Genomic DNA, 21,717 nt, shown 5'->3' with positions numbered 1-21,717 from the left:
ATGGCCCGCGCAAACCGCTTGCGTGGTGCGGCATCATGGAGATGTCGCTCGCGGAGACGCGAGTGAGTGATGTGACCAGAGGGACGACCACTGCTTCGTCTCGACATCGGTTGGCCGGTGTCGAGGGGGGTGCAGAGGGAGCCCGGACAGGGTCCGGGACCCCGATTTGCATCTGCACCGCGAATGTCAGTAATGTTCTTCTTGTTGGAGCGAGGCGCGGGACGCGAAAGCGGCCGGCAGCTCCGACAAACTCCCTGAAGGTCTTGGATGCCGAAACACGCCTCGGCGGGTTTCGGTCACTGAGTCGCGCAGGGGGACTGGGACGAAAGAGGCCGATTTGACCGGCCCCGGACGAAACAGTAAAGTTGGGCGAGTTGCCCCGGAGCTTCAAACGAAAGTCTGAAGCGCGGTGTGCGTCCGATTCTTGAGAACTCAACAGCGTGCCGAAAGTCAATGCCGAAATTGTATTATCCCCGTACATGGGCTTCGGATGATGTTCTGCCAGGGATCTTTGTGGTTTTTGGTGGGGGTTGTTTGTTGTCTGTGTCGGATTCCTTTGAAATATTTTCTGGATTCAAGTCAGTTTGATTTGTTTCTGATGTTCAGAGGATCACTCGATGTGTCGGCTCACCGGTTTTCCGGTTTGTCATATTTTTCAACGGAGAGTTTGATCCTGGCTCAGGACGAACGCTGGCGGCGTGCTTAACACATGCAAGTCGAGCGGTAAGGCCCCTTCGGGGGTACACGAGCGGCGAACGGGTGAGTAACACGTGAGCAACCTACCCTCAACTTTGGGATAAGCCTCGGAAACGGGGTCTAATACCGGATATGACTTCCGCCTTCATGGGTGGGGGTTGAAAGTTCTGGCGGTTGGGGATGGGCTCGCGGCCTATCAGCTTGTTGGTGGGGTAATGGCCTACCAAGGCTTCGACGGGTAGCCGGCCTGAGAGGGCGACCGGCCACACTGGGACTGAGACACGGCCCAGACTCCTACGGGAGGCAGCAGTGGGGAATATTGCGCAATGGACGAAAGTCTGACGCAGCAACGCCGCGTGAGGGATGACGGCCTTCGGGTTGTAAACCTCTTTCAGCAGGGACGAAGCGAGAGTGACGGTACCTGCAGAAGAAGGACCGGCCAACTACGTGCCAGCAGCCGCGGTAATACGTAGGGTCCGAGCGTTGTCCGGAATTATTGGGCGTAAAGGGCTCGTAGGCGGTTCGTCACGTCGGGAGTGAAAACTCGGAGCTTAACTCCGAGCCTGCTTCCGATACGGGCAGACTAGAGGTAGGCAGGGGAGAGCGGAACTCCTGGTGTAGCGGTGGAATGCGCAGATATCAGGAAGAACACCGGTGGCGAAGGCGGCTCTCTGGGCCTTACCTGACGCTGAGGAGCGAAAGCGTGGGTAGCGAACAGGATTAGATACCCTGGTAGTCCACGCCGTAAACGTTGGGCGCTAGGTGTGGGGGACATTCCACGTCCTCCGTGCCGCAGCTAACGCATTAAGCGCCCCGCCTGGGGAGTACGGCCGCAAGGCTAAAACTCAAAGGAATTGACGGGGGCCCGCACAAGCGGCGGAGCATGCGGATTAATTCGATGCAACGCGAAGAACCTTACCTGGGTTTGACATATAGGGAAATCTCGCAGAGATGCGGGGTCCGTAAGGGTCCTATACAGGTGGTGCATGGCTGTCGTCAGCTCGTGTCGTGAGATGTTGGGTTAAGTCCCGCAACGAGCGCAACCCTCGTCCTATGTTGCCAGCACGTTATGGTGGGGACTCATAGGAGACTGCCGGGGTCAACTCGGAGGAAGGTGGGGATGACGTCAAGTCATCATGCCCCTTATGTCCAGGGCTTCACGCATGCTACAATGGCCGGTACAAAGGGCTGCGAAACTGCAAAGTGGAGCGAATCCCAAAAAGCCGGTCTCAGTTCGGATTGGGGTCTGCAACTCGACCCCATGAAGTCGGAGTCGCTAGTAATCGCAGATCAGCAACGCTGCGGTGAATACGTTCCCGGGCCTTGTACACACCGCCCGTCACGTCATGAAAGTCGGCAACACCCGAAGCCGGTGGCCTAACCCTTGTGGAGGGAGCCGTCGAAGGTGGGGCTGGCGATTAGGACGAAGTCGTAACAAGGTAGCCGTACCGGAAGGTGCGGCTGGATCACCTCCTTTCTAAGGAGCATTGACGCCAGGTTCCGTTAAGGGTCTGGTGTCTACTCGTCGTTTCCTGGACGTCCGTTCCAGGGCGACGGTGCTTCGGAATGTGGAACATTGACCATTAGGCTCGGATCTCGAGCTGCGAGGCTAGTACTACCCACTTGTGGGTGTGGAACGTGGAGCGGTGAAGAGTGAAGGGTCGAGGCGCGCTGTTGGGTCCTGAGGAATCGGGCCCGGCTCACTGGACGTGATGTCTGGGGGGACGTGGACTGGTTTTTCTGGGTCACAGCCACACTGGATGGTTTTGGTGTGGTGGGTGGCTGGGGCCGGCTCTCACCAAACTGCTGGTGGGTTCGCTTGATGGGTGTGTTGTTTCCCTGGATGGTGTGCTCGATCATGTGTGTGGTGGTTTAAGGGTTGGTGTTCCTGCCCGTATTTTGAGAACTGTATAGTGGACGCGAGCATCTCTTTGTAGCGTAATTTTGTCTTTTGTTGTTTGTTTTTGTGACAAGCTACTAAGGGCAATCGGTGGATGTCTTGGTACCAAGAGCCGATGAAGGACGTTGGAGCCTGCGATAAGCCCCGGGGAGTTGGCAACCGAGCTGTGATCCGGGGGTGTCCGAATGGGGAAACCCAGCTGGCATTCTAAAGCCAGTTACCAGTGCCTGAACACATAGGGTTCTGGAGGGAACGCGGGGAAGTGAAACATCTCAGTACCCGCAGGAAGAGAAAACAATAGTGATTCCGTGAGTAGTGGCGAGCGAAAGCGGATGAGGCTAAACCATGTGCGTGTGATAGCCGGCGTGCGTTGCGTATATGGGGTTGTGGGAGCATTCGGGTCTTAATGCCGTGAGACCAGAGAGTTATAAATCGCTGTTGAAGTCGAATCTTCTGGAATGTCGAGCCGTAGTGGGTTATAGCCCTGTAGGCGTAAGACAGTGACTCTCGAGTGTTTTCCCAAGTAGCACGGGACTCTTGAAATCCCGTGTGAATCTGGCGGGACCACCCGCTAAGCCTAAATACTTCTTGGTGACCGATAGCGGACTAGTACCGTGAGGGAAAGATGAAAAGTACCCCGGGAGGGGAGTGAAATAGTACCTGAAACCGATTGCCTACAATCCGTCGGAGCATCTCCTTGTGGGGTGTGACGGCGTGCCTTTTGAAGAATGAGCCTGCGAGTTAGTGGTGTGTGGCGAGGTTAACCCGTGTGGGGTAGCCGTAGCGAAAGCGAGTCTGAATAGGGCGCTTTAGTCGCATGCTCTAGACCCGAAGCGGAGTGATCTATCCATGGGCAGGTTGAAGCGTGGGTAAGACCGCGTGGAGGACCGAACCCACCAGGGTTGAAAACCTGGGGGATGACCTGTGGATAGGGGTGAAAGGCCAATCAAACTCCGTGATAGCTGGTTCTCCCCGAAATGCATATAGGTGCAGCGTCGCGTGTTTCTTACCGGAGGTAGAGCACTGGATGGTCTAGGGGGCTTACCGGCTTACCGAAATCAGCCAAACTCCGAATGCCGGTAAGTGAGAGCGCGGCAGTGAGACTGCGGGGGATAAGCTCCGTAGTCGAGAGGGAAACAGCCCAGATCACCAGCTAAGGCCCCTAAGCGATTGCTAAGTGGAAAAGGATGTGGAGTTGCCCAGACAACCAGGAGGTTGGCTTAGAAGCAGCCACCCTTGAAAGAGTGCGTAATAGCTCACTGGTCAAGTGATTCCGCGCCGACAATGTAGCGGGGCTCAAGCAATCCGCCGAAGCTGTGGCATTCACACTCGTACCAGGTGTTGTCTTCGGACGGCATCCAGGTGTGTGGATGGGTAGGGGAGCGTCGTGCAGCGTGTGAAGCAGCCTAGTGATGGAGTTGTGGATGCTGCACGAGTGAGAATGCAGGCATGAGTAGCGAATGACGGGTGAGAAACCCGTCCGCCGGATGATCAAGGGTTCCAGGGTCAAGCTAATCTGCCCTGGGTAAGTCGGGACCTAAGGCGAGGCCGACAGGCGTAGTCGATGGACAACGGGTTGATATTCCCGTACCGGCATTAACACGACCCGACCGAACCCGCTGATGCTAAGGACCAGAATCCATGACGCCTTCGGGCTGAGTGGTGGACGGTTTGACCCGAGGTGGTAGTAGGTGCATTGAGGAGTGACGCAGGAGGGTAGTCCAACCGCGGCGATGGTAGGCGCAAGCTGATCCGCGGGCAAGGTGGTAGGGCGAGGCATAGGCAAATCCGTGTCTCACATAGCCTGAGAGCCGAGGCGGACCCGTTTAGGGGAAGTGGATGATCCCATGCTGCCGAGAAAAACTTCGCAGTGAGTGTTAGAGCCGCCCGTACCCCAAACCGACACAGGTGATCAGGTAGAGAATACCAAGGCGATCGAGTGAACCATGGTTAAGGAACTCGGCAAAATGCCCCCGTAACTTCGGGAGAAGGGGGGCCGGATCCGTTAGGTGACTTGCTCACCGACGCGGTGATGGCCGCAGAGACCAGGCCCAAGCGACTGTTTACTAAAAACACAGGTCCGTGCGAAGAAGTAATTCGATGTATACGGACTGACGCCTGCCCGGTGCTGGAACGTTAAGGGGACAGGTTAGTCGGCTTAGGCCGGCGAAGCTTTGAACTTAAGCGCCAGTAAACGGCGGTGGTAACTATAACCATCCTAAGGTAGCGAAATTCCTTGTCGGGTAAGTTCCGACCTGCACGAATGGCGTAACGACTTGGGCGCTGTCTCAACCGTGGACTCGGCGAAATTGCATTACGAGTAAAGATGCTCGTTACGCGCAGCAGGACGGAAAGACCCCGGGACCTTTACTACAACTTGGTATTGGTGGTCGGTACAACTTGTGTAGGATAGGTGGGAGACTGTGAAACTCGGACGCCAGTTCGGGTGGAGTCATCGTTGAAATACCACTCTGGTTGTTCTGGCTGTCTAACTTTGGTCCGTTATCCGGATCAGGGACAGTGCCTGGTGGGTAGTTTGACTGGGGCGGTCGCCTCCTAAAAGGTAACGGAGGCGCTCAAAGGTTCCCTCAGCCTGGTTGGCAATCAGGTGTCGAGTGTAAGTGCACAAGGGAGCTTGACTGTGAGACAGACATGTCGAGCAGGGACGAAAGTCGGAACTAGTGATCCGGCGGTGGCATGTGGGAGCACCGTCGCTCAACGGATAAAAGGTACCCCGGGGATAACAGGCTGATCTTCCCCAAGAGTCCATATCGACGGGATGGTTTGGCACCTCGATGTCGGCTCGTCGCATCCTGGGGCTGGAGTAGGTCCCAAGGGTTGGGCTGTTCGCCCATTAAAGCGGCACGCGAGCTGGGTTTAGAACGTCGTGAGACAGTTCGGTCCCTATCCGCTGCGCGCGCAGGAGACTTGAGAAGGGCTGCCCCTAGTACGAGAGGACCGGGGTGGACGAACCTCTGGTGTGCCAGTTGTTCCGCCAGGAGCACGGCTGGTTGGCTACGTTCGGGAGTGATAACCGCTGAAAGCATCTAAGCGGGAAGCACGCTTCAAGATGAGGTCTCCCACCGGGTTAACCGGGTAAGGCCCCCAGTAGACCACTGGGTTGATAGGCCAGAAGTGGAAGCATCGCAAGATGTGGAGCTGACTGGTACTAATAGGCCGAGGGCTTGTCACACACACCCACCCATGGTGGGTAAGCAAGCCCCCAGAAGACACTGCGCTACGTAACTGAGAGAAGCATTCGCGTCCACTGTACGGTTCCCGAAATACGGTCAACCCCCAGCCCACCAAACCCCACACGGGGTTTGTGGCTTGGCAGGATGGTTGGTTGATATTTCTATAGAGTTTCGGTGGCCATAGCGTCGGGGAAACACCCAGTCTCCATTCCGAACCTGGAAGTTAAGCCCGACAGCGCCGATGGTACTGCGATCGGGAGATCGTGGGAGAGTAGGACGCCGCCGGACATTCACACTGTTAAGGGCCACCCCGTAAGGGGTGGCCCTTAACACATGTCCCGATGGTCCTCAACCAAGCAGCTGCTTGCGGGTGGGAGTGTAGGTCCACCACGGGCGGGCGGGGTTGCCGTTGGCTTGGTCCACGGCCGACATGATGGTGTCGAGGAGGCACGGATCGTGGCGGCGTCCGTCGACGGTGCAGATGGTGTCGTAGATGTCGACCTGGTCGCGGCCGGCCAGCTGGCGGACTTCGGTGATATCGGCACGCCGCAGGTAGCCGGCTACTGCCCGGCCGACGTTCATGAGGGTCGTCAGATCTGAGGTTGTTGGAGTGGGTGGCATCTGTCGATCGTCACTCGTGCGGAGTCTGGTGTCTTGAAGGTTTCGGACACCGACCCCGTTTGACGACATCAGACCAGGCTCAGTAGGTCTGGTAGTAGATGAGTTCGCCTGATTCGCCAGCGGCGGCGCCTTGGCTTGGGATGAAGAGACTGACCAGGATGGCCGGCTGCCCGTTCGGTGCGTTCAAAGCAGTCACGGTCGGATTCGCGAAGGCCGTGCTGCCGCCGTCGGTCCGGATAGTGGTCTGATCGGCGTTGCCGGTCTGATAGTCGTACACGAACATGCGCCAGGAGCCGAAGTCGCCCTTGGTGAATTGACCCTCGATCAGACCGAAGCTGCAGCCGCGGAACACAGCCTGGTCGCGGTCGCCGATGTTGCCACCGACACCCCAGTACAGCAGGGCGTTGTCGTAGTTCGGCTGCGCCGCCGTACTCCAGGAGCTGAAGTTGGTCAGCTGTCCGCGTTGCTGCCTGTCCCGGTCGCAGTTCCACCAGTAGTGCCCACCGATGTCGATCGTCGAATGGTCGATATCGGGAGCGAGCGTGATCCCGTAGATGTTCGGCGTGCCTTCGGCGCAGGACGACAACTGACGGGGAGCGTCGAAGGACCGCGTCACCTGGCCGGCCAGCAGGTCGGTGCGGCTGGCGAAGTAGCGGAAGGCGAGGTGGTTGTTGCCACCCCCGGGCTGCTCCTGCTCCCAGGCCATCACGAAGCCGCCGTTCGATGCCTGGGCGATCGTCGGCTGCGACGCCGGTCCGGTGTTACTTCCCGCGAGTTCGCGGACCCAATGCCAGTTCAGTAGATCGGTCGAGGTGGCGAGGTTGACCCGGAAGTGGCCGTCGGCCGCCAGATGATGGGAGACGGCGAGGTAGCCACCAGTCGCGTCCTGGATGATCTTGACCGTGTCCATCACGTGTCCGGCGTCGTCGTGCACCGCGTACCGCTTGCCGGTCGCGCCGCTCACGTTCTCCACGATCGAGCGAAGCTCGGCGCGCGCCGGATCCGACGGCGGGGCGTCGGCGGCTGCGGGTGCCGAGACAGTGGCCAGAAGCAGCGCTGAGCAGGTCAGAAGTCTGATGAGCATGGGCGGTCCTCCGTGGGGCGGGTTGTGTAGAACGCCTGCCCACCGCCGAACCTGGGGAAACCCGTTGCCAACATCAACAGCCGCATGCGTAGGGTCTGCGGATGGAGAATGCGGCGATGGTGCTGATCGTGGGGTTGCCGGGGGCGGGGAAGACGACGGTCGCGCGACGGTTGGAGGTTGAGCGGGCGGCGCTCCGGTTTACGCCGGATGAGTGGATGGAAGCGTTGCTCGGGGTGAGCGAGGACAACGGTCGGCGCTGGGTGCTGGAGTCGCAACTGTTCTGGGGTCTAGCGGCCCGGGCATTGACGCTGGGCGCCAGCGTGATCCTGGACTATGGGTGCTGGTCGGAGACTGAGCGGGACTTGTTCCGGACGCGGGCCCAAGAAGTCGGTGCGCGCACGGAGATCGTCGTACTGGATCTGCCGTTGGATGTGTTGTGGGAGCGGCTGCACGCGCGCAACGCGGCGTTGCCGGCCGGGACGTTCGCGATCAGCCGGGAGGAGTTGGTGGAGTACGCCGCTCAGTTTCACGTACCGAGTGCCGCGGAGCTGGCGCGGTGGGATCACCAGGTCGTTGTGACCGAGTAAGCGGTCTACTCCTCGGGGGCGATACCGACCAAAGCGGCTGCGGCGCAGATATGGACCGGAGTGAGATCGGCAGGGGCGACCGGGGCCTGGAGCAGTGTGCCGCGCTCGAACGGGGTCAGCGTGATGTCGATGCCGTGGGCACCGGCCACGAGGCCGCGGACGTAGGTGAGCCAGCCCATCATCGGAATGCCGCGGCGGAAGACCCCGGCCGCGGCAGCGAGCTCGGTGTCGGCGATGCTGGCCCACTGCGGTTCCCAGATCGTCACGACCGCGCGGAGGACCTGGGCGAACCGCTCGGACTGCGCGAGTGCGTCCTCGTCGCTCCAGTGCAGCGTGAGCTGGTCGGAGACCGTGGTGAGCGTCCCGCCCATCGACAGGTCGAACAGCCAGGGCAGCTCGCCGGTGCTCTGCAGATGCAGACGGGTGGTGCTGGAACCGTTCGCGAGGACCTTGGTGGTCGCCTCGACCATCTCCTGGAGCGGGGTCGCAGCGTCGGCCTCGAGGACGTGGTAGCCCCAGCGTTCGTCCTGGGTCCAGTTGTGTACGTCGGGGAACGCCACCGCGACCGCGGTCAGCGTGCGGCCCACGCGCAGCGCGCGGTGCTCGACGGACTCGTCACGATGGGTCCACTGGGCGCGGAGCAGCCAAGATGCCATTCACGCCCTCCGATCGTGAGGTGGCCGGATCTGAGACGGTACGCCGATGATCGAGCCGTTGGCCAGAGCTCCGCGCACCCGGTGTGAGCGCTTACGGCGGTCCTCTGGAGCTGTCACCGAACTAGTTTGAGGCACCGGCGGTTCGGGGGTCAGCACCGGGGTCCGATTTTGGTAACCACCCAGCCAAAGTCTGGACAGGTGTCAAGACGTGAGGGTCGGCGACGCGAGGTCGAGGGTCGGGGTGACGCCGCGGTAGGAGGTCAGCCACTCGCGGAGGAGTTCCACGCGGCCGGCGTAGTCCTCGTTGCCCTTGACGACGGGTGCCTGGTTGTACGCCATGGTGTCGGAGCTCCGGCGGAGCTTGACGTAGAGGCGGGACGACGACAGGGCGTAGCGCTCCATGTCGTCCTGCAGCGCACCGATGACGGTGATGTTCCGGTCGCGACCGATCTGCTCGAACAAGGCGACGGCCTCACGGCGGTGCTGGGAACCGAGGTTTCGCCCCAGCTCGTCGAGGATCAGCAGCAGCGGCCGGTCCGAACCACCGGCGAGCGCGGCCGCGCACACGAGCTTGACCGCCTTCTCGTCCATCTGGGCCGTGTTGCCCTTCACGTTGAACGCGGAGAACGGCCCGCCCTCCGAACGCCGCCACTTCGGCGTGACCGTCCAGCGCCACGGCTTGTCCGGCTCGGCGGGCGGGTCGGGCTCCGGGAACTCCAGTTTCGCGCCGTACCCGCCGTACTGCTGGTCGAGGCGGTCGAACTCCTGGGAGACCAGGCGGAGCCGCGCCTTGATGCCGTCGGCGAGGGAGGCGCGGTGGGCGCGGGCGGTGCTCTCGGACTCCGCCAGGCCCTCGCGGGCGCGCTCGAGGGCGGCGTTCCGTTCGGCGCGCTGGTTGGCGATCTGCTGTTGCTGCAGGCTGTCGAACGTCTCGTGCTGCGCGAGGTGGCTGCTCAGCGTCCGCTGCAGTGCCGGGACCAGGCCGACGCGGGCGCCGAGGGTGCCGTTCGTCCAGCCGTCCGGGCCGTTGAGGATCTCCCAGAGTTCGGCCGGGATCTCCTCGCGGGATCGCGCGTTCGGGAAGCACCGGCGGATGACGTCGTCGAGCTGCGTGCAGGCCTGGTGGTTCCAGTCGGCCGTCATACGGCGTTGCGCGTCGTCGGGCAGACCGAGAATGAACTCCTCGGCCTCGGCGGGCGTCGTGCCCCAGGCCGTGGTCCGGGTCGTCAGGTCGAGCGAGGTCTGCTCCTCCAGCAGCGTGAGCCGGCGGCCGGTCAGGTCGTCGAGGATCCGCTCGTGGTCGCGGCGGGCCGCCTCGAGGTTCTTGAGGCGTTCATCCCGGACGAGCTGCTGACCGGCGGCGGTCTCGGCGGAATCCTTGGCGGCCTGGAGTTGCGGCGCCAGTGAATCACGGTCGGTCTCGTGCCGGTCGATCGTCTCGCGGAGCGCGAGGACCTGCTCCTGGACCGATTCGGCGTCGGCCAGTGCGCGGGCCGCCGCCGTACGACGTTCTGCCTGGTCGACTCGGGATCGCGCCTGCTCCAGCGCCGCGGACGTGACGGCCCGGGCCTCGACCGTGGCCTCGAGCCGGCGGTGGGCGGCCTCGATCCGGGCGGTCCGGCCGGTCAGCGGTTCGTCGAACTGCCCGACCGCGACGACGCCGGCGACGTCGTCGATGTTGTCCTTGGTCGCGCGTTCGCCGATCGCAGCGAAGAAGGCATCCAGGGTGAAGCGCTTGTCGGCGGACTTCGGGCCGCTGCGCTGACCCTCACGGGTCGCGCCTGGCCGATTCGCGAGTACCAGAAGGAATCCGGCGTACCCGGCATCGGCCAGCGCAGTCGACGCGACAGCAGCGTCACCGGCGTCGATGACAACGGCCTCGCGGTACGGCGCGAGTCGCGGCTCCCACTCGGCTCGGTCGGCGGACGGCAGCTCGGTGATGTCGGTGAGCGCACCGCACTCGATGCCGGCGTTCTCGAGGACCTGCTGCTGTGGCGCCGATACGGTCTGGCCGCTCTCGGCCTCCCGCAGCTCGGCCGTCGCCTGGTCGACCGCGGACCGGGCCGCGTGCTCCCGGCCGATGTGCTCCTCGAGTACGGCGCGTGCCTCGGTCTGCTCCTCGGCCGCGGCGGCCAAGTCACGCCCGTCCGCCGAACGTCCCGCGTCCACCAGTCGGCGGTGCTCCTGGCCGAGCCGCTCCAGCTGCTCACGCACCGAGCGCTGCGCCAGATCGAGCTCACGGTCACGCGCATCCAGCTTGTCGCGCTCCTGCCGCGTCAGCTGAACGTCCCGCAGCAGGAGCTCCTCGTTGCCGAAGGCTTCGATCTCGGAGTCGACGGCCTCGCGTCGCGCCTCCTGCTCGGCGACGCGTTCGTCGAGTACGGCGAGTTCCTGCAGGATCTCGTCGTTCCGTGCCGCGCCGTCGATCAGGTGCCGGGCGCTCCGAGCCTGCCAGGACTCCTTCGCCGCGGCGAGCGCGTCCCGGGCTGCGGCGCGCTGCAGGATGCCGGCCTCGACGGTCGCCATCTCCTGCTCCCAGCGCTGCAGGTCGGTCGTCGCCTGCTTGGTCGCCTCGCGTTGGGTGTGCTCGGCGGATCGATGTGCCTGCTCCTGCTCGAGCTCGTGGTCGAGACCGGTGAGGGTGGCGATCGCGTTGAAGATGTGCGCCGGGCCGAGCTCGTTGAGCGGCTCAGCCAGGAGGTTGGCTGTCGGGCTGGACCGCACCGAGGTGGACAAGAACGAGACGCATCGGACCTGACCGCCGTACAGGACTGTGGACAGCTTGTTGGCGTGGAAGTCGGTGCGGCCGTTCGAGTGCGGGAGGGCGGCCCACAGCGCATCGGCGCCGGCGGCACGCTCGGCCTCGGTTGCGCCGTACGGGACGTGTAGGCCGTTCTTCCAGCGCAGGTCGATGTACGAGGCTTTGCGGTTGATGCGGATCCAGACGGTGATCGCGGCCGCCTCGATCTCGGCGAGGTCGGTCAGGTCGGGGTCGGAGAAGACGCCGACGATGTAGCCGCGGTCGACGTTGGACCAGTTGCCCTCCTGGCCGGCGGCTTCGGCGGTGAACAGTAGCTCGGCCGCGCCGGGAGCGCCGCTGGTCAGGCGCCACTGGTCGTCGGCGTGCAGGAGGCTGAGCGCGGCGATCCAGGAGGACTTGCCGGCGCCGTTCGAGTCGGTCGGGCCCTGGCCGGCGACCGTGACGAGGCCCTGGCCGACCATCGGGATCGGGTGCGTCGAGAGGCGGGACAAGTCGACGACCTGTACGCCGAGCAGCACCTTGGACCCGAGGATGTCGAACGGACCGTCCTCTACTGCGCTGCTCATATAGCTCCTTCTTCTCTGCTGCTGTCGATCGTGAGGCTGCTGCCGTTGCGGGCTCGAATGGCTTCGGCGATGGGGCTCGCGGGGGCAGCGGCGAGGATCAGCTGGTCTTGGAGGCGGCGGCGGGCGGCCGGGGTGAGTCGCTGGAGTTGTGGCCCGGGGATGTAGCTGGGGCCGCCGGAGTGGTCGCCGGAGAGTTGGATCAGGCCGGCGGCGCGGAGGCGTTGAAGTGCTAGACGTCGCTCCTCGCCGCTGATCCTGGTCGTCCGCAACTCGTCGACCGTCGTGGGGCGGGCAGACTTCCAGCTGTCACCGGTCAGGATGCCTTCGCTGCGGGGGATCGCGACCGAGTGGATCAGTACGAGGACGAGCACTGCGCGGTCGATGACGGACAGCGGCTGCCAGCCCTGGGCGGTCAGCGTCGCGGCGATGTCGTCGGCGTACCCGGAGGTCCAATGGGTGCCGTCGACGTGGACCAGTGTCCGCCCGATGAGCTTCAGCATCTTCTGCACATGCCGCCGAAGCGTCACGTCTCTGAGCCCAGCCAACTGCACTTCAGCCACCGGGTGCGCGGCGTACTGCACTGCACTGAACGCAGCCAGCACTTCATCCCGAGCCCGATCACTCAAATCCAGCAACAACGAATCAAACAACACATGCTGCTCACTCATCGGACCCCTCCCGGATGGAGGCCGGCGCCGGGTTCGCTTCGGCGGAGAGGGGGTCTGCGTCTGGGGTTGGGGTGGTGGGGGTTGCCAGCAGGGGTCGGGGTGGGTCGGGGAGGTGGCGGCAGAGGTCTCGGAGGGTGGATTGGTCGGTGGGGGTCCAGGTGATGACTCGGGGGCCCAGGCGGACTTCGCCGGCTTTCTCGTTCCAGAGGAGCCAGTGGGTGGCGTGGAGGCGGCGGAGGCTGCCGATGATCAGGGTCAGGTCGCTGGGCTGCTCGGGGCGGCCGCGCATGGCGGCGTACACGGATCTGATCTGGGCGAGTGTGCCTGTCGAGCCCGGCCAGGCTGGGCCGCTGCGGTCGGTCCAGCAGCAGGTGACGCAGATTGCTAGGACTCGGGCGGTCTCGTTTGGCTGTTCGACGGCGACCGGGGGAGTGCCGAGCTCCTCCAAGACGGTGTGACCGGTGCCTGAGGGCAGCGTGGGCACGAGCCAGACGGTTGAGCCGTCTGGCGATGCTGCCCGCGTGAGGCCGGCGACCGCCGGTGTGTCCGGCTCGACCTCGAGCGGGCCGGCAGACTGTACCTTCGCCCACCACAACGCGTTATACAGCCGCCGCTCCACGGCCTCGGACGATCGTCGCTCGGCACCGTCCGAGGACTGGGTGCTCATCGGGTCACCCGGCGGAAGGTGCCTTCGGTGGCCCAGGGGGTGCCGGCGGTGGGGTCTATTCGCATGCCGTCGGACCAGACGAGTTCGTAGTCGAGTTCGTCGTGGAGGTGGGCTGCTGTTAGCTCGGCTAGCACTCGGCGGGCGGTGAGCCAGTCGCCGGCGTCGTCTATGACCTCGACGATGTTTACGGACGTTCGGCCGGCTAGGACGCGTTCGGCTTCGGCGCGTAGGTCCTCGCGGTCTGTTGCGGCGGCCGATTCCGGGGCGTCGGCGTCTGCGGTCGGACGGGGTGGCGCCATGCGGGCGGTGCCGGTGCGGCGGCCTGTTTCTACTGCCTCGACCATTGTTTGCGGCGAGAAGTCTGGGGCGGCTGCGTCGAAGAGCAGGCCGTCTAGGACGCCGGCCAGGACGTCCGGCTCGCTGCTTCGTGTGAAGGTCAGCCAGCTTTCGATGGGCAGGAGGCCGAGTGCGCGCGTCGTACCTGCTCGCTCCACCAAACGCCCGGCGGCCAGTTGTACGGCGTCGGCATACGCGGCCAGGGACATTCGCAGTGAGGTGCAGGCGCGATGCAGGGTTGGCCAACGGTCCAGGACGATTCGGTGGACCTTCTCGGCTTGCTCGATCAGGCGTTCGTTGCCCCAGGCGAGCTGGGCGTTCTCTCGGAGTTGGGCGGTGGTGCTTGTGGAGACGAGGATGGCTAGCTCGTTGCCGAGGAGGCGGAAGACCTTGGTCAGTCGCTCGATGGACGCCTGGCCTTGCTCAGAGGTCGCCTGTGGGTCACTGACGCTGTGGGCCTCCAGGGTGAGCAGTTGGTGCAGCTCCGCTTGGCCGCCCTGGACCGACATGCGGCGCAGGAACATGAGCATCACGTAGGGCGCGAACGCGGCTCGGTGGCGGAGTTCGTTCGGGCGGTCGACGAGTTTGGTGATTGCGCCGTACTGGCGGAGTACGTCGAAGCGCCGGACGATCACGTCGTGCGGATAGGCGCGGCAGGCCAGCGTGGCTTGCTCGACGGTGAGGCCGTCGCTGCCGGCCTCGGCGAAGGCGTCCAGGATCGCTTGATCGACGTCGAGGAGATCGGGGTCGACGATCATTGCGCCGGCCTCGCGGGCGAGGACGGCGAAGACCTGACGGTAGACGCGGAGGACTGCTGCCTCGGCCTCGGCGTCCAGCAATGTCGGGTCCATCCGTACTCCCTCCCGTGTGATAGCGACCGGCTACCAGAGAAAAAGGACTCTAACCACCCGAACCGACAGACCAAAACCGGGCTGCCCGGCACCTGTGGACAAGCTCAAAGGCGGGGTGGGCTGGTTCGCACCGACAGACCAAAACCGGGTTGGCGGCGAGCTGTGGACAACTGCACAGGCGGGCCGGGAGCGGGTTGCGGAGGGCCTGTGGAAAACCGGATGACGGTGTGGCCGGGGGTGCTTACCATCCGAGTGTGAAGAGAATCCTTGGCTGATGCGGTCCAGGTAGACCGCGTCAGTCCCACGGCGCCTTCGGGCGTTCGCCACGCCGGTGTGGGCCCAGTACAGGGTCCCCGGCGCGCTTGCTGATTCTCTCCTTTCCGGAGCTTTGCACATGACCGTGCATGACGCGCGCTCGATCGGCGCGCAACACCCCCGTGTCCGCGATCTGCTCACTGTCCGCAAGGACGCCTCACCCGGCCGGATCATGGTGGAAGGCAGTTGGGAACACGACCGCCTGCTCACCACCCAGGCCCCGATCGACGCCTTCTTCTGGTGCCCCGAGGCCAGTACGACGTCCGCCGTACATCGGATCGCGGAACGCGCCGCCGAGGTGTACCGCATCTCGGAGAAGCTGCTCGCCCGCCTCTCCCGCAAGACCCGCTCCGACGGGTTGATCTCGATCGCCCGGCTGCCGGTGTGGACGCCGCACGCATTCCGGTTCACCAGCGAGTCACTGGTGCTCGTCGCCGACGGAGTCGAGTACGCCGGGAACCTCGGCACCCTGATCCGTACCGCCGACGCGGCCAAGGCGGACTGCCTCGTCCTCACCAGCCGGCGCGCCCGGCCGAGCCACCCGGCCGTGTACTCCGCCAGTCGTGGGACTGTCCTGTCCACACCGGTCCTGGAGTTCGATGACATCCCGGCAGCCGCGGCCTGGTTGCGCGACCACGGCTTCCGCGTCCACCTCGCCGACCCGGCGGCCACGGGTAGCTATCGGGTCCCGCAGTACGACGGACCGACGGCCTTCGTCGTCGGTTCGGAGGGGGCGGGCTTGTCGCGCGAGTGGCACGAGCAGGGCTTCGGCGCGGTGTCGATCCCGATGCTCGGCCAGGCGGATTCGCTCAACGTCGCGCTGTCGGCCGGCATCCTCCTGTTCGAAGCGCGGGCTCGGAAGGAAGGCTGGTGAAAGGCCAGGCAGAATGACACCGCCACCGATGAACAAGGAGTGCCCGTGCCGTTCGAGCCAGGCGAGGTCGTCGTCCCGTCAGATCCGCGCATCGTCCTGGAAGGCCAGTGGGGTCAGCAGCCTGGAGTGGCGATCACCGTCAACTCCGGCTCGCGGATCTCGTTCTCGTTTGCGGGCGAACGACTCCAGTTGCTGTTCGACACGGAGGGCCTCACCGTCGCGCCGCACCTGTGGATCACGGTGGACGACGGCGAGCCGGAGCTCCACCTGATCGACGACCCGGTGGTCGAGCTGTCCGCGCCGACCGGACAGCACCGGGTCGAGGTCGTGGTGAAGGACGTGAACGAGCACGTCAACAGGTGGAACCCGCCGTTCGAGTGTGCGGTGGTGTTCGCCGGTCTCGTGCTCGACGTGAACTCGCGGCTGCGGCTGAGCGGTCGGCCGGTCGGTCCGCGGCTCGAGTTCTACGGTGACTCGATCACGCAGGGCGTGCGGTCGCTGAGCTCGCACTCCGAGTCGGAGGGCGCCGACGGTACGACGACGTACGCCTATCTGACCGCCCGCGCGTTCGGCGCCACGTCGTACCAGGTGGGCTTCGGGAGTCAGGGGATCAGCAAGCCGGGCAACGGCGAGGTGCCGGCCGGGGTGGACTCGTTCGGCTGGAACTTCGCCGGCTCGCCCGCCGAACGGGTCGAGCCGGCCGACGTCGTCGTGATCAATCTCGGCGTGAACGACCCGACGCTGGAGCCGGAGGAATACTCCGGTTACGTCACGCGGGTGCGCTCTGCGTACCCGGAGACGACGATCGTGGCGCTCACCCCGTTCAGCGGCAAGCATGCCGAGACCATCCAGGCCGCGGTGAAGTCCCTCGACGATCCGAACCTCGTCTGCATCGACTCCACCGGCTGGATCACCGAGGACGACTGCACCGACCTCGTCCATCCGACCGCCGCCGGCCACGCGAAGATCGCCGCCCTGCTGATCCCGGCGCTGGAGGAGCACACCTCGCTCCGGCGCTGAGAGGATGAGGGTATGGCGGAGAAGTTCTCGACTGTGGACGAGTACATCGCGTCGTTCCCGACGGAAGTCCGAGAGGTGCTGGAGCAGGTACGGCGTACTGTCCACGCGGCCGTGCCCGGGGCGGGGGAGAAGATCAGCTACCAGATCCCCACGATCACCCTCGACGGGAAGTCGCTGCTGTACTTCAGCGGCTGGAAGGAACACATCTCCGTCTACCCGATCCCGCCCGTCGATGACGCACTCGCGACCGCGATCGAGCCCTACCGCTCCGGCAAGGGCACCCTCAAGTTCCCACTGAAGGACCCGATCCCGTACGACGTCATCACCCGGCTGACCCGGGCTTTCGTCGCCGCCCACGGCTAGTGCTGTGGAACGTTGGATTGCGACGGAGCTGGGCCGACCGCGTTCGGCGGTGCCAATCGGGTCGTGACAACCGCGCCCCGGGAGGTCCTTCCACGGCGCAGGCGCGGTTGCGACCTGGTGTTGCTTGGCGCGGCACTAGCTCCCGAACGCCGGCGCGATCGCTCACGATGCGGACCGGGCGCATCTAGGACGTCAGGAGGTCGCGGGGGTCGGGGGAGGGTGGGCCGGTCAGGGTCCAGTCGTTGAAGTGTTGGTTGAAGCGGTACCAGAGGGCGTCGGCGCCGAGGCGGAGTTGGGTTTTGCCGGCGGTGACGCGGTTGGCGTGGATGGTGGCACCGGGAAGGGCTTCGAGTGCTTCGGTTAGGGATGCTGGGTCGACGTCGGTTGGTTCGTCGACTGCGGCTGCGAGGCCGCCGGGGCCGGCTTCGCGCCAGGCGACGGCCCAGCTCGTGAGTTGCCGGGCTGGTACGCCGGCTCGATGCGCGAGGTCGGCGAGGTCCGGCGTACCGAGGACCAAGGCTGCACGGCGGGCGAGATCCTGTTCGAAGGTCAGGTCAAGACCACCGTCGCCGTCGCCGGAGGCGAGCTCCCAGGCTCGTCGGGCGGCGTCGGTGGCCAGGACGACGAGGTCTCGTACGTCGACGCCTGAGGATCGTGGTGGGTCCAGGACTCGTACGGCAGCCGGCGTACCGGGAGATCCCATTGGTCTTGGTGGAACGGGCACTGGAACCGGGCCGGGGGTGCTGGCTCCGTCTTCGGAGGCGAGGTAGCGGGCGAAGGCTGCTATCGCGGGGATGCCTGGGGGTGGGGGAGTGCGGACAACCGTGGTGGGGACTGCTGGGGCCGAGCGCCGCGCGCGGAGCGCGGTGAGGAGTTCGTCCTTGCGGCGGCCGCGGAGGAGCAGGAGCGCGAACGGGTCGTCGTCGAGGGCGTCGGCTACGAGGTAGCAGACCGCGGCGGAGTGTTTGCAGGGGACGGCGAAGTCGGGGCAGCTGCAGTTGGTGAGGACCTCGCCTGCTCCTGGTAGCAGGTCCAAGCCGGCGGCGTGGACGTCGTCGACGACCTCGGGTGGGAGCTCGCCGTCGAGGAGCGCTGCCACGCGGCCGATCTGGGCTGAGACCACGTCGAGGACGGCGTCCCATTCGGTGGTCGAGAAGGCGCGGATGCGGACCGTCACCTGGTACGGCGTGACGCGGCTGCCCTGTACGACGGCCTCGACCTCGCCTGGGGTGACGGTCAGCTCCAGAACACTCCCGCGGCGTGCGTACGAGCGTCCGCGCGAGAGCCGACCGGGATCCAGCCGAGCGCGCTGCTCCAGCGCCTCCAGCCACGCCCGGCCCCACCACGTAGCTCCAAACGGCCGCCGACTTCCTGGCCCCCTTGCCGCAGGCAGCCCGGCATCCTCGTCTCCCTTCCGCCGCCACCCCTGCCACGGCGCCCGCTCACCCGAAGCCCTCTGAACTTCCCGCGCCGCCTGCCCACCCGGTGACGACAACTCCAGCGACCCCGATGCCCTCCGCGGCACCGAGTCGTCGGATCTTCCACGCCTGCCCCGCAGGTCCGCCACCTCCCGGGGCTTCTGGTTGTCCAGGTCGTCGGCGGGGTTGCGGGGTGGTTGGTCACTCATCGGGCTCACCGGCCGCGGACACGCGACCAACGGCTGATGGGTTGTGCGGACCTGCGGCGCCGGCTCGTAGAGGAGTGGTGGACAGCTCGACGAGCTCGGACAGCTCGGTGTCGGACAGTTCACTCAACCAAGCCTCGCCCGAGCCAACCACCGCATCGGCCAGGTTGCGTTTGGCGGCTATGACCGTGGAGATGCGGTCTTCCAGGGTGTTCTCGGTGACGAGGCGGTGGACCTGCACCGGGCGGTCCTGGCCGATGCGGTAGGCGCGGTCAGTCGCTTGGTCTTCGACTGCTGGGTTCCACCAGCGGTCGTAGTGGACGACATGTGTCGCACGTGTCAGCGTCAGGCCTACTCCACCGGCCTTCAAAGACAGCAGGAACACCTGCGCCTCGCCGCCCTGGAACTGCGAGACCAGCTGCTCCCGCTTGCGTACGCCGATCCCGCCGTGCAGGAACAACGTCTTGACCTGCCGCGCCGCCAGGTGAGCCTCGATCAGCCGGCACATCTCGACGTACTGGCTGAAGAGCAGCACCGACTCGCCCTCGGCCAGGATCACGTCGAGGAGTTCGTCCAGCGCCGCGAGCTTGCCCGACCGGCGCTCCAGCGGACCCGGCTCGTGCAGGAACTGCGCCGGGTGGTTGCACACCTGCTTCAACTGCGTGAGCAGGCTGAGCACCAGCCCGCGCCGCGCGATCCCTTCCGCGGACTCGATCTTGGCCAGCGTCTCCTTCGCGACCGCTTGATACAACGTCGCCTGCTCGGTCGTCAGCGGTACGACGACATCGTGCTCGGTCTTCTGCGGCAACTCCGGCGCGATCCCGGGGTCGCTCTTCTTCCGCCGGAGGAGGAACGGTCGCGTCACGCGCGCGAGCCGAGCGGTCGCCTCCTCGTCGTGATACCGCTCCACGGGTACGGCGACGTCGTGCCGGAACCGATCGAGTGTCCCCAGCAACCCGGGCGCCGCCCAGTCCAGGATCGACCACAGCTCGGACAACCGGTTCTCCACCGGTGTCCCGGTCAGGGCGATTCTCGTTGCCGACGGCAACGTCCTCAGCGAGCGCGCGGTCCGTGACAACGGGTTCTTCGCGTGCTGCGCCTCGTCCGCGACCGCGAGCCCCCAGAACACCTCACCGAGAACCCGATGGTCCTGCCGCACCACGCCGTACGTCGTCAGCACGACCTCATCTGGAGTCAGGTCACTCAACGTCCGCCCGGCTCCGTGGTAGCGCCGCGTCGGCACGTCCGGCGCGAAGCGCGCGAACTCCCGCTCCCACGTGCCCAGCAACGTCGACGGGCAGACCACCAACGTCGGCCCACGACCGCGTCCGAGCAGGTGAAGGTGCAACGCGATGACCTGGATCGTCTTGCCCAGACCCATGTCGTCGGCAAGACAGCCGCCGAGACCGAGATCCGCGAGCTGCGCCATCCACGCGACGCCGCGCCGCTGGTAATCGCGCAGCGTGGCCTGCAACCCAATGGGCTCCACGAACGGCGCCGGCTCCTCGGCCGCGCGCAACCGAGCGAGCATCGACGCCAGCGACCCGTCGGCGTCGAACGCCACGAGCTCGCCGTCGACCTCGATGGTCCCGGTCAATGCAGCACCGAGCGCCTCCGCACCGGTCAGCTTTCGCGTGCCACCACGACGCAGCTTCCGGACCAGGTCGTGATCGACTCGGACCCAGCGGCCTCGCATCCGGACCATCGGTCGCTTCGCCTCCGCGAGCGCGGCGACCTCCTGCTCCGTCAGCTCCTGCCCGTCCAACGTCGGCCGCCATCTGAACGCGACCAGGTCAGTCAAGCTGAAGTCCGGCCCGGTCACAGCACCAGGAGCCGGCGTCGCGACAGTCCCGCGCACGGCCAGTTCACCGGCAAAGAGTTCAGTCGGCCAGAGCACCTCGATCCCGGCGCCTTCCAACGCCGTGCTTCCTTCGGCCAACTCCTCCAACGCCGCATCATCAACACCGACTTCCGCCGGCGCCGCATCGCGCAACGCGGCACCGAGCGGCGGCCACACCCGAGCCCCGCGCCGCAATGCCAGCAGCAGATCGGTCTCCGCACGCTCCCCAAGAGCGGAGAGCACAGCGGCCGGTGCGTTCCACACGTCCGACACATCGAGCAGGAGGCTCGGATCCACGCCGCTCCGCAGCTGCAGCACAGCCCGGAACTCGTCAACTGACTCGGACGGCGGCTCGATCCGCAGCACCAGCCGCGCGCCGGCCGCTTCACTCAAAGCAGTCTCGTCCAGCCACCCGGAAGGTCCGCTCAGCTCTATCGGATCCGACGAAGCGAAAGGAGCCGCACCAGGACGTACGGCGACGGAAGCAGCCGGCGTCCGTACGAGCGTGTCCGCCAGCGCGTCCCAGAACGCTCGCACCAACTGCTCCGGGTCGATCAGCCGCACGGGCCTCGTTCCCTCGATCGGCAGTGCATGTCCGTACGCCGGCATCGCGGCGCCGAGGTTCCGCAACCAGCCGAGGTCCAACGGATCCAGCGGCGCCACCCGCCAAGCGCCGTACCCGTCAGGACTTCGATCCGGGACGAGCCGGCCCCGCCCGATCAGCCCCAGACCGGCAAGCGCCGCCGCCCGCCACGCCTCCCAACTAGCCGAGCCCGCCGCCGAACCAGCCGAGCCGACCGCCGAGCTGGCCGATTCGGCCGCCGAGCTGGCTCCGTCGTCGGACCCCAGTCGCGAGAGAACCTCATCGATCCGCAGCAGCCGGGCCGGCACTGTGGTCCGTCGCACGGCCGACCCCTTCGGCAGCACGAGATCGACCGTCCCGTCGGCGACCTCACCGGCCGCCGCGAGGCCGCCGTACAACGCCAACCGGCCCGCGCGCGGCGGGTCGGCAGGAACGAAGACGGCGTCGAACATGCCCTGCACAGTACGCCGGACCACCGACAACTTGCCGCCCGTCACACCGAGCCTGTGGA

At 65.3% G+C, this 21,717-nt stretch carries 13 protein-coding genes and 3 rRNA genes; 7 read left to right on the top strand and 9 right to left on the bottom strand.

The window, feature by feature from the left end; all coding sequences use genetic code 11:
- Nucleotides 1–655 precede the first annotated feature (655 nt).
- The 3 genes from OG555_RS41215 to rrf all read left to right on the top strand — a co-directional run bounded on the left by OG555_RS41215 (nt 656) and on the right by rrf (nt 6,078).
- Nucleotides 656–2,173, top strand: a 16S ribosomal RNA gene (locus OG555_RS41215).
- A 490-nt stretch (nt 2,174–2,663) separates the two neighbouring features.
- Nucleotides 2,664–5,789 (top strand): 23S ribosomal RNA (locus tag OG555_RS41210).
- A 171-nt stretch (nt 5,790–5,960) separates the two neighbouring features.
- Nucleotides 5,961–6,078, top strand: a 5S ribosomal RNA gene (gene rrf / locus OG555_RS41205).
- The 16S, 23S and 5S rRNA genes sit together here, the layout of an rRNA operon.
- Before the next feature lie 60 nt (nt 6,079–6,138).
- On the opposite strand, the gene OG555_RS41200 is transcribed toward rrf, so the two are convergent.
- Together OG555_RS41200 and OG555_RS41195 are read right to left on the bottom strand one after the other, a co-directional pair.
- On the bottom strand, nt 6,139–6,411 hold the full coding sequence (locus tag OG555_RS41200) for a helix-hairpin-helix domain-containing protein (RefSeq protein WP_329479378.1): 273 nt from the start codon (nt 6,409–6,411) through the stop codon (nt 6,139–6,141).
- A gap of 79 nt (nt 6,412–6,490) precedes the next feature.
- Entirely contained in the window at nt 6,491–7,495 is a 1,005-nt protein-coding gene (locus OG555_RS41195) for a hypothetical protein (protein ID WP_329479376.1), read from the bottom strand.
- Between the two features lie 101 nt (nt 7,496–7,596).
- On the opposite strand from OG555_RS41195, the gene OG555_RS41190 reads away from it, so the two are divergent.
- Nucleotides 7,597–8,082 (top strand): AAA family ATPase, encoded by a 486-nt coding sequence (locus OG555_RS41190; RefSeq protein ID WP_329479374.1) that lies wholly within the window; start codon nt 7,597–7,599, stop codon nt 8,080–8,082.
- A 5-nt stretch (nt 8,083–8,087) separates the two neighbouring features.
- Here OG555_RS41190 and OG555_RS41185 read toward each other — a convergent pair whose 3' ends face one another.
- The 5 genes from OG555_RS41185 to OG555_RS41165 form a co-directional block, all read right to left on the bottom strand.
- On the bottom strand, nt 8,088–8,738 hold the full coding sequence (locus OG555_RS41185; protein WP_329479372.1) for a hypothetical protein: 651 nt from the start codon (nt 8,736–8,738) through the stop codon (nt 8,088–8,090).
- 201 nt (nt 8,739–8,939) lie between these two features.
- Entirely contained in the window at nt 8,940–12,065 is a 3,126-nt protein-coding gene (locus OG555_RS41180) for a chromosome segregation ATPase (RefSeq protein ID WP_329479370.1), read from the bottom strand.
- Complete coding sequence (locus tag OG555_RS41175; protein ID WP_329479368.1) at nt 12,062–12,733, bottom strand: hypothetical protein; 672 nt, start codon at nt 12,731–12,733, stop codon at nt 12,062–12,064. Before OG555_RS41175 ends, OG555_RS41180 begins: the two co-directional genes overlap by 4 nt.
- Complete coding sequence (locus tag OG555_RS41170) at nt 12,726–13,400, bottom strand: hypothetical protein (RefSeq protein ID WP_329479366.1); 675 nt, start codon at nt 13,398–13,400, stop codon at nt 12,726–12,728. The genes OG555_RS41175 and OG555_RS41170 overlap by 8 nt, the downstream gene beginning before the upstream one ends.
- Nucleotides 13,397–14,587: a hypothetical protein gene (locus OG555_RS41165; protein WP_329479364.1), complete on the bottom strand. Its 1,191-nt coding sequence runs from the start codon at nt 14,585–14,587 to the stop codon at nt 13,397–13,399. The genes OG555_RS41170 and OG555_RS41165 overlap by 4 nt, the downstream gene beginning before the upstream one ends.
- Nucleotides 14,588–14,981: 394 nt before the next feature.
- Between OG555_RS41165 and OG555_RS41160 the strand changes: the two genes are divergently transcribed.
- From OG555_RS41160 to OG555_RS41150, 3 genes are read left to right on the top strand one after another with little or no spacing between them, the layout of a single operon-like run.
- Nucleotides 14,982–15,776, top strand: coding sequence for a TrmH family RNA methyltransferase (locus OG555_RS41160; RefSeq protein ID WP_329479362.1), 795 nt, complete (start codon nt 14,982–14,984; stop codon nt 15,774–15,776).
- 45 nt (nt 15,777–15,821) lie between these two features.
- Nucleotides 15,822–16,796 carry an SGNH/GDSL hydrolase family protein gene (locus OG555_RS41155; protein WP_329479360.1) on the top strand — a complete coding sequence of 325 codons (975 nt, stop codon included), beginning with the start codon at nt 15,822–15,824 and terminating at the stop codon, nt 16,794–16,796.
- 12 nt (nt 16,797–16,808) lie between these two features.
- Nucleotides 16,809–17,159 (top strand): iron chaperone, encoded by a 351-nt coding sequence (locus tag OG555_RS41150; protein WP_329479358.1) that lies wholly within the window; start codon nt 16,809–16,811, stop codon nt 17,157–17,159.
- A 184-nt stretch (nt 17,160–17,343) separates the two neighbouring features.
- Here the strand turns inward: OG555_RS41150 and OG555_RS41145 are convergent, their stop codons facing one another.
- Nucleotides 17,344–18,786, bottom strand: a complete 1,443-nt coding sequence (locus tag OG555_RS41145; RefSeq protein ID WP_329479356.1) for an SWIM zinc finger family protein — start codon at nt 18,784–18,786, stop codon at nt 17,344–17,346.
- On the bottom strand, nt 18,779–21,658 hold the full coding sequence (locus tag OG555_RS41140) for a DEAD/DEAH box helicase (RefSeq protein ID WP_329479354.1): 2,880 nt from the start codon (nt 21,656–21,658) through the stop codon (nt 18,779–18,781). The genes OG555_RS41145 and OG555_RS41140 overlap by 8 nt, the downstream gene beginning before the upstream one ends.
- Nucleotides 21,659–21,717 lie beyond the last annotated feature (59 nt).

The sequence above is a fragment of the Kribbella sp. NBC_01484 genome, from assembly GCF_036227145.1.
Lineage (GTDB): Bacteria > Actinomycetota > Actinomycetes > Propionibacteriales > Kribbellaceae > Kribbella.
Note: the sequence above shows the minus strand (reverse complement) of the source record. Positions and strands in the feature narration are given on the sequence as shown.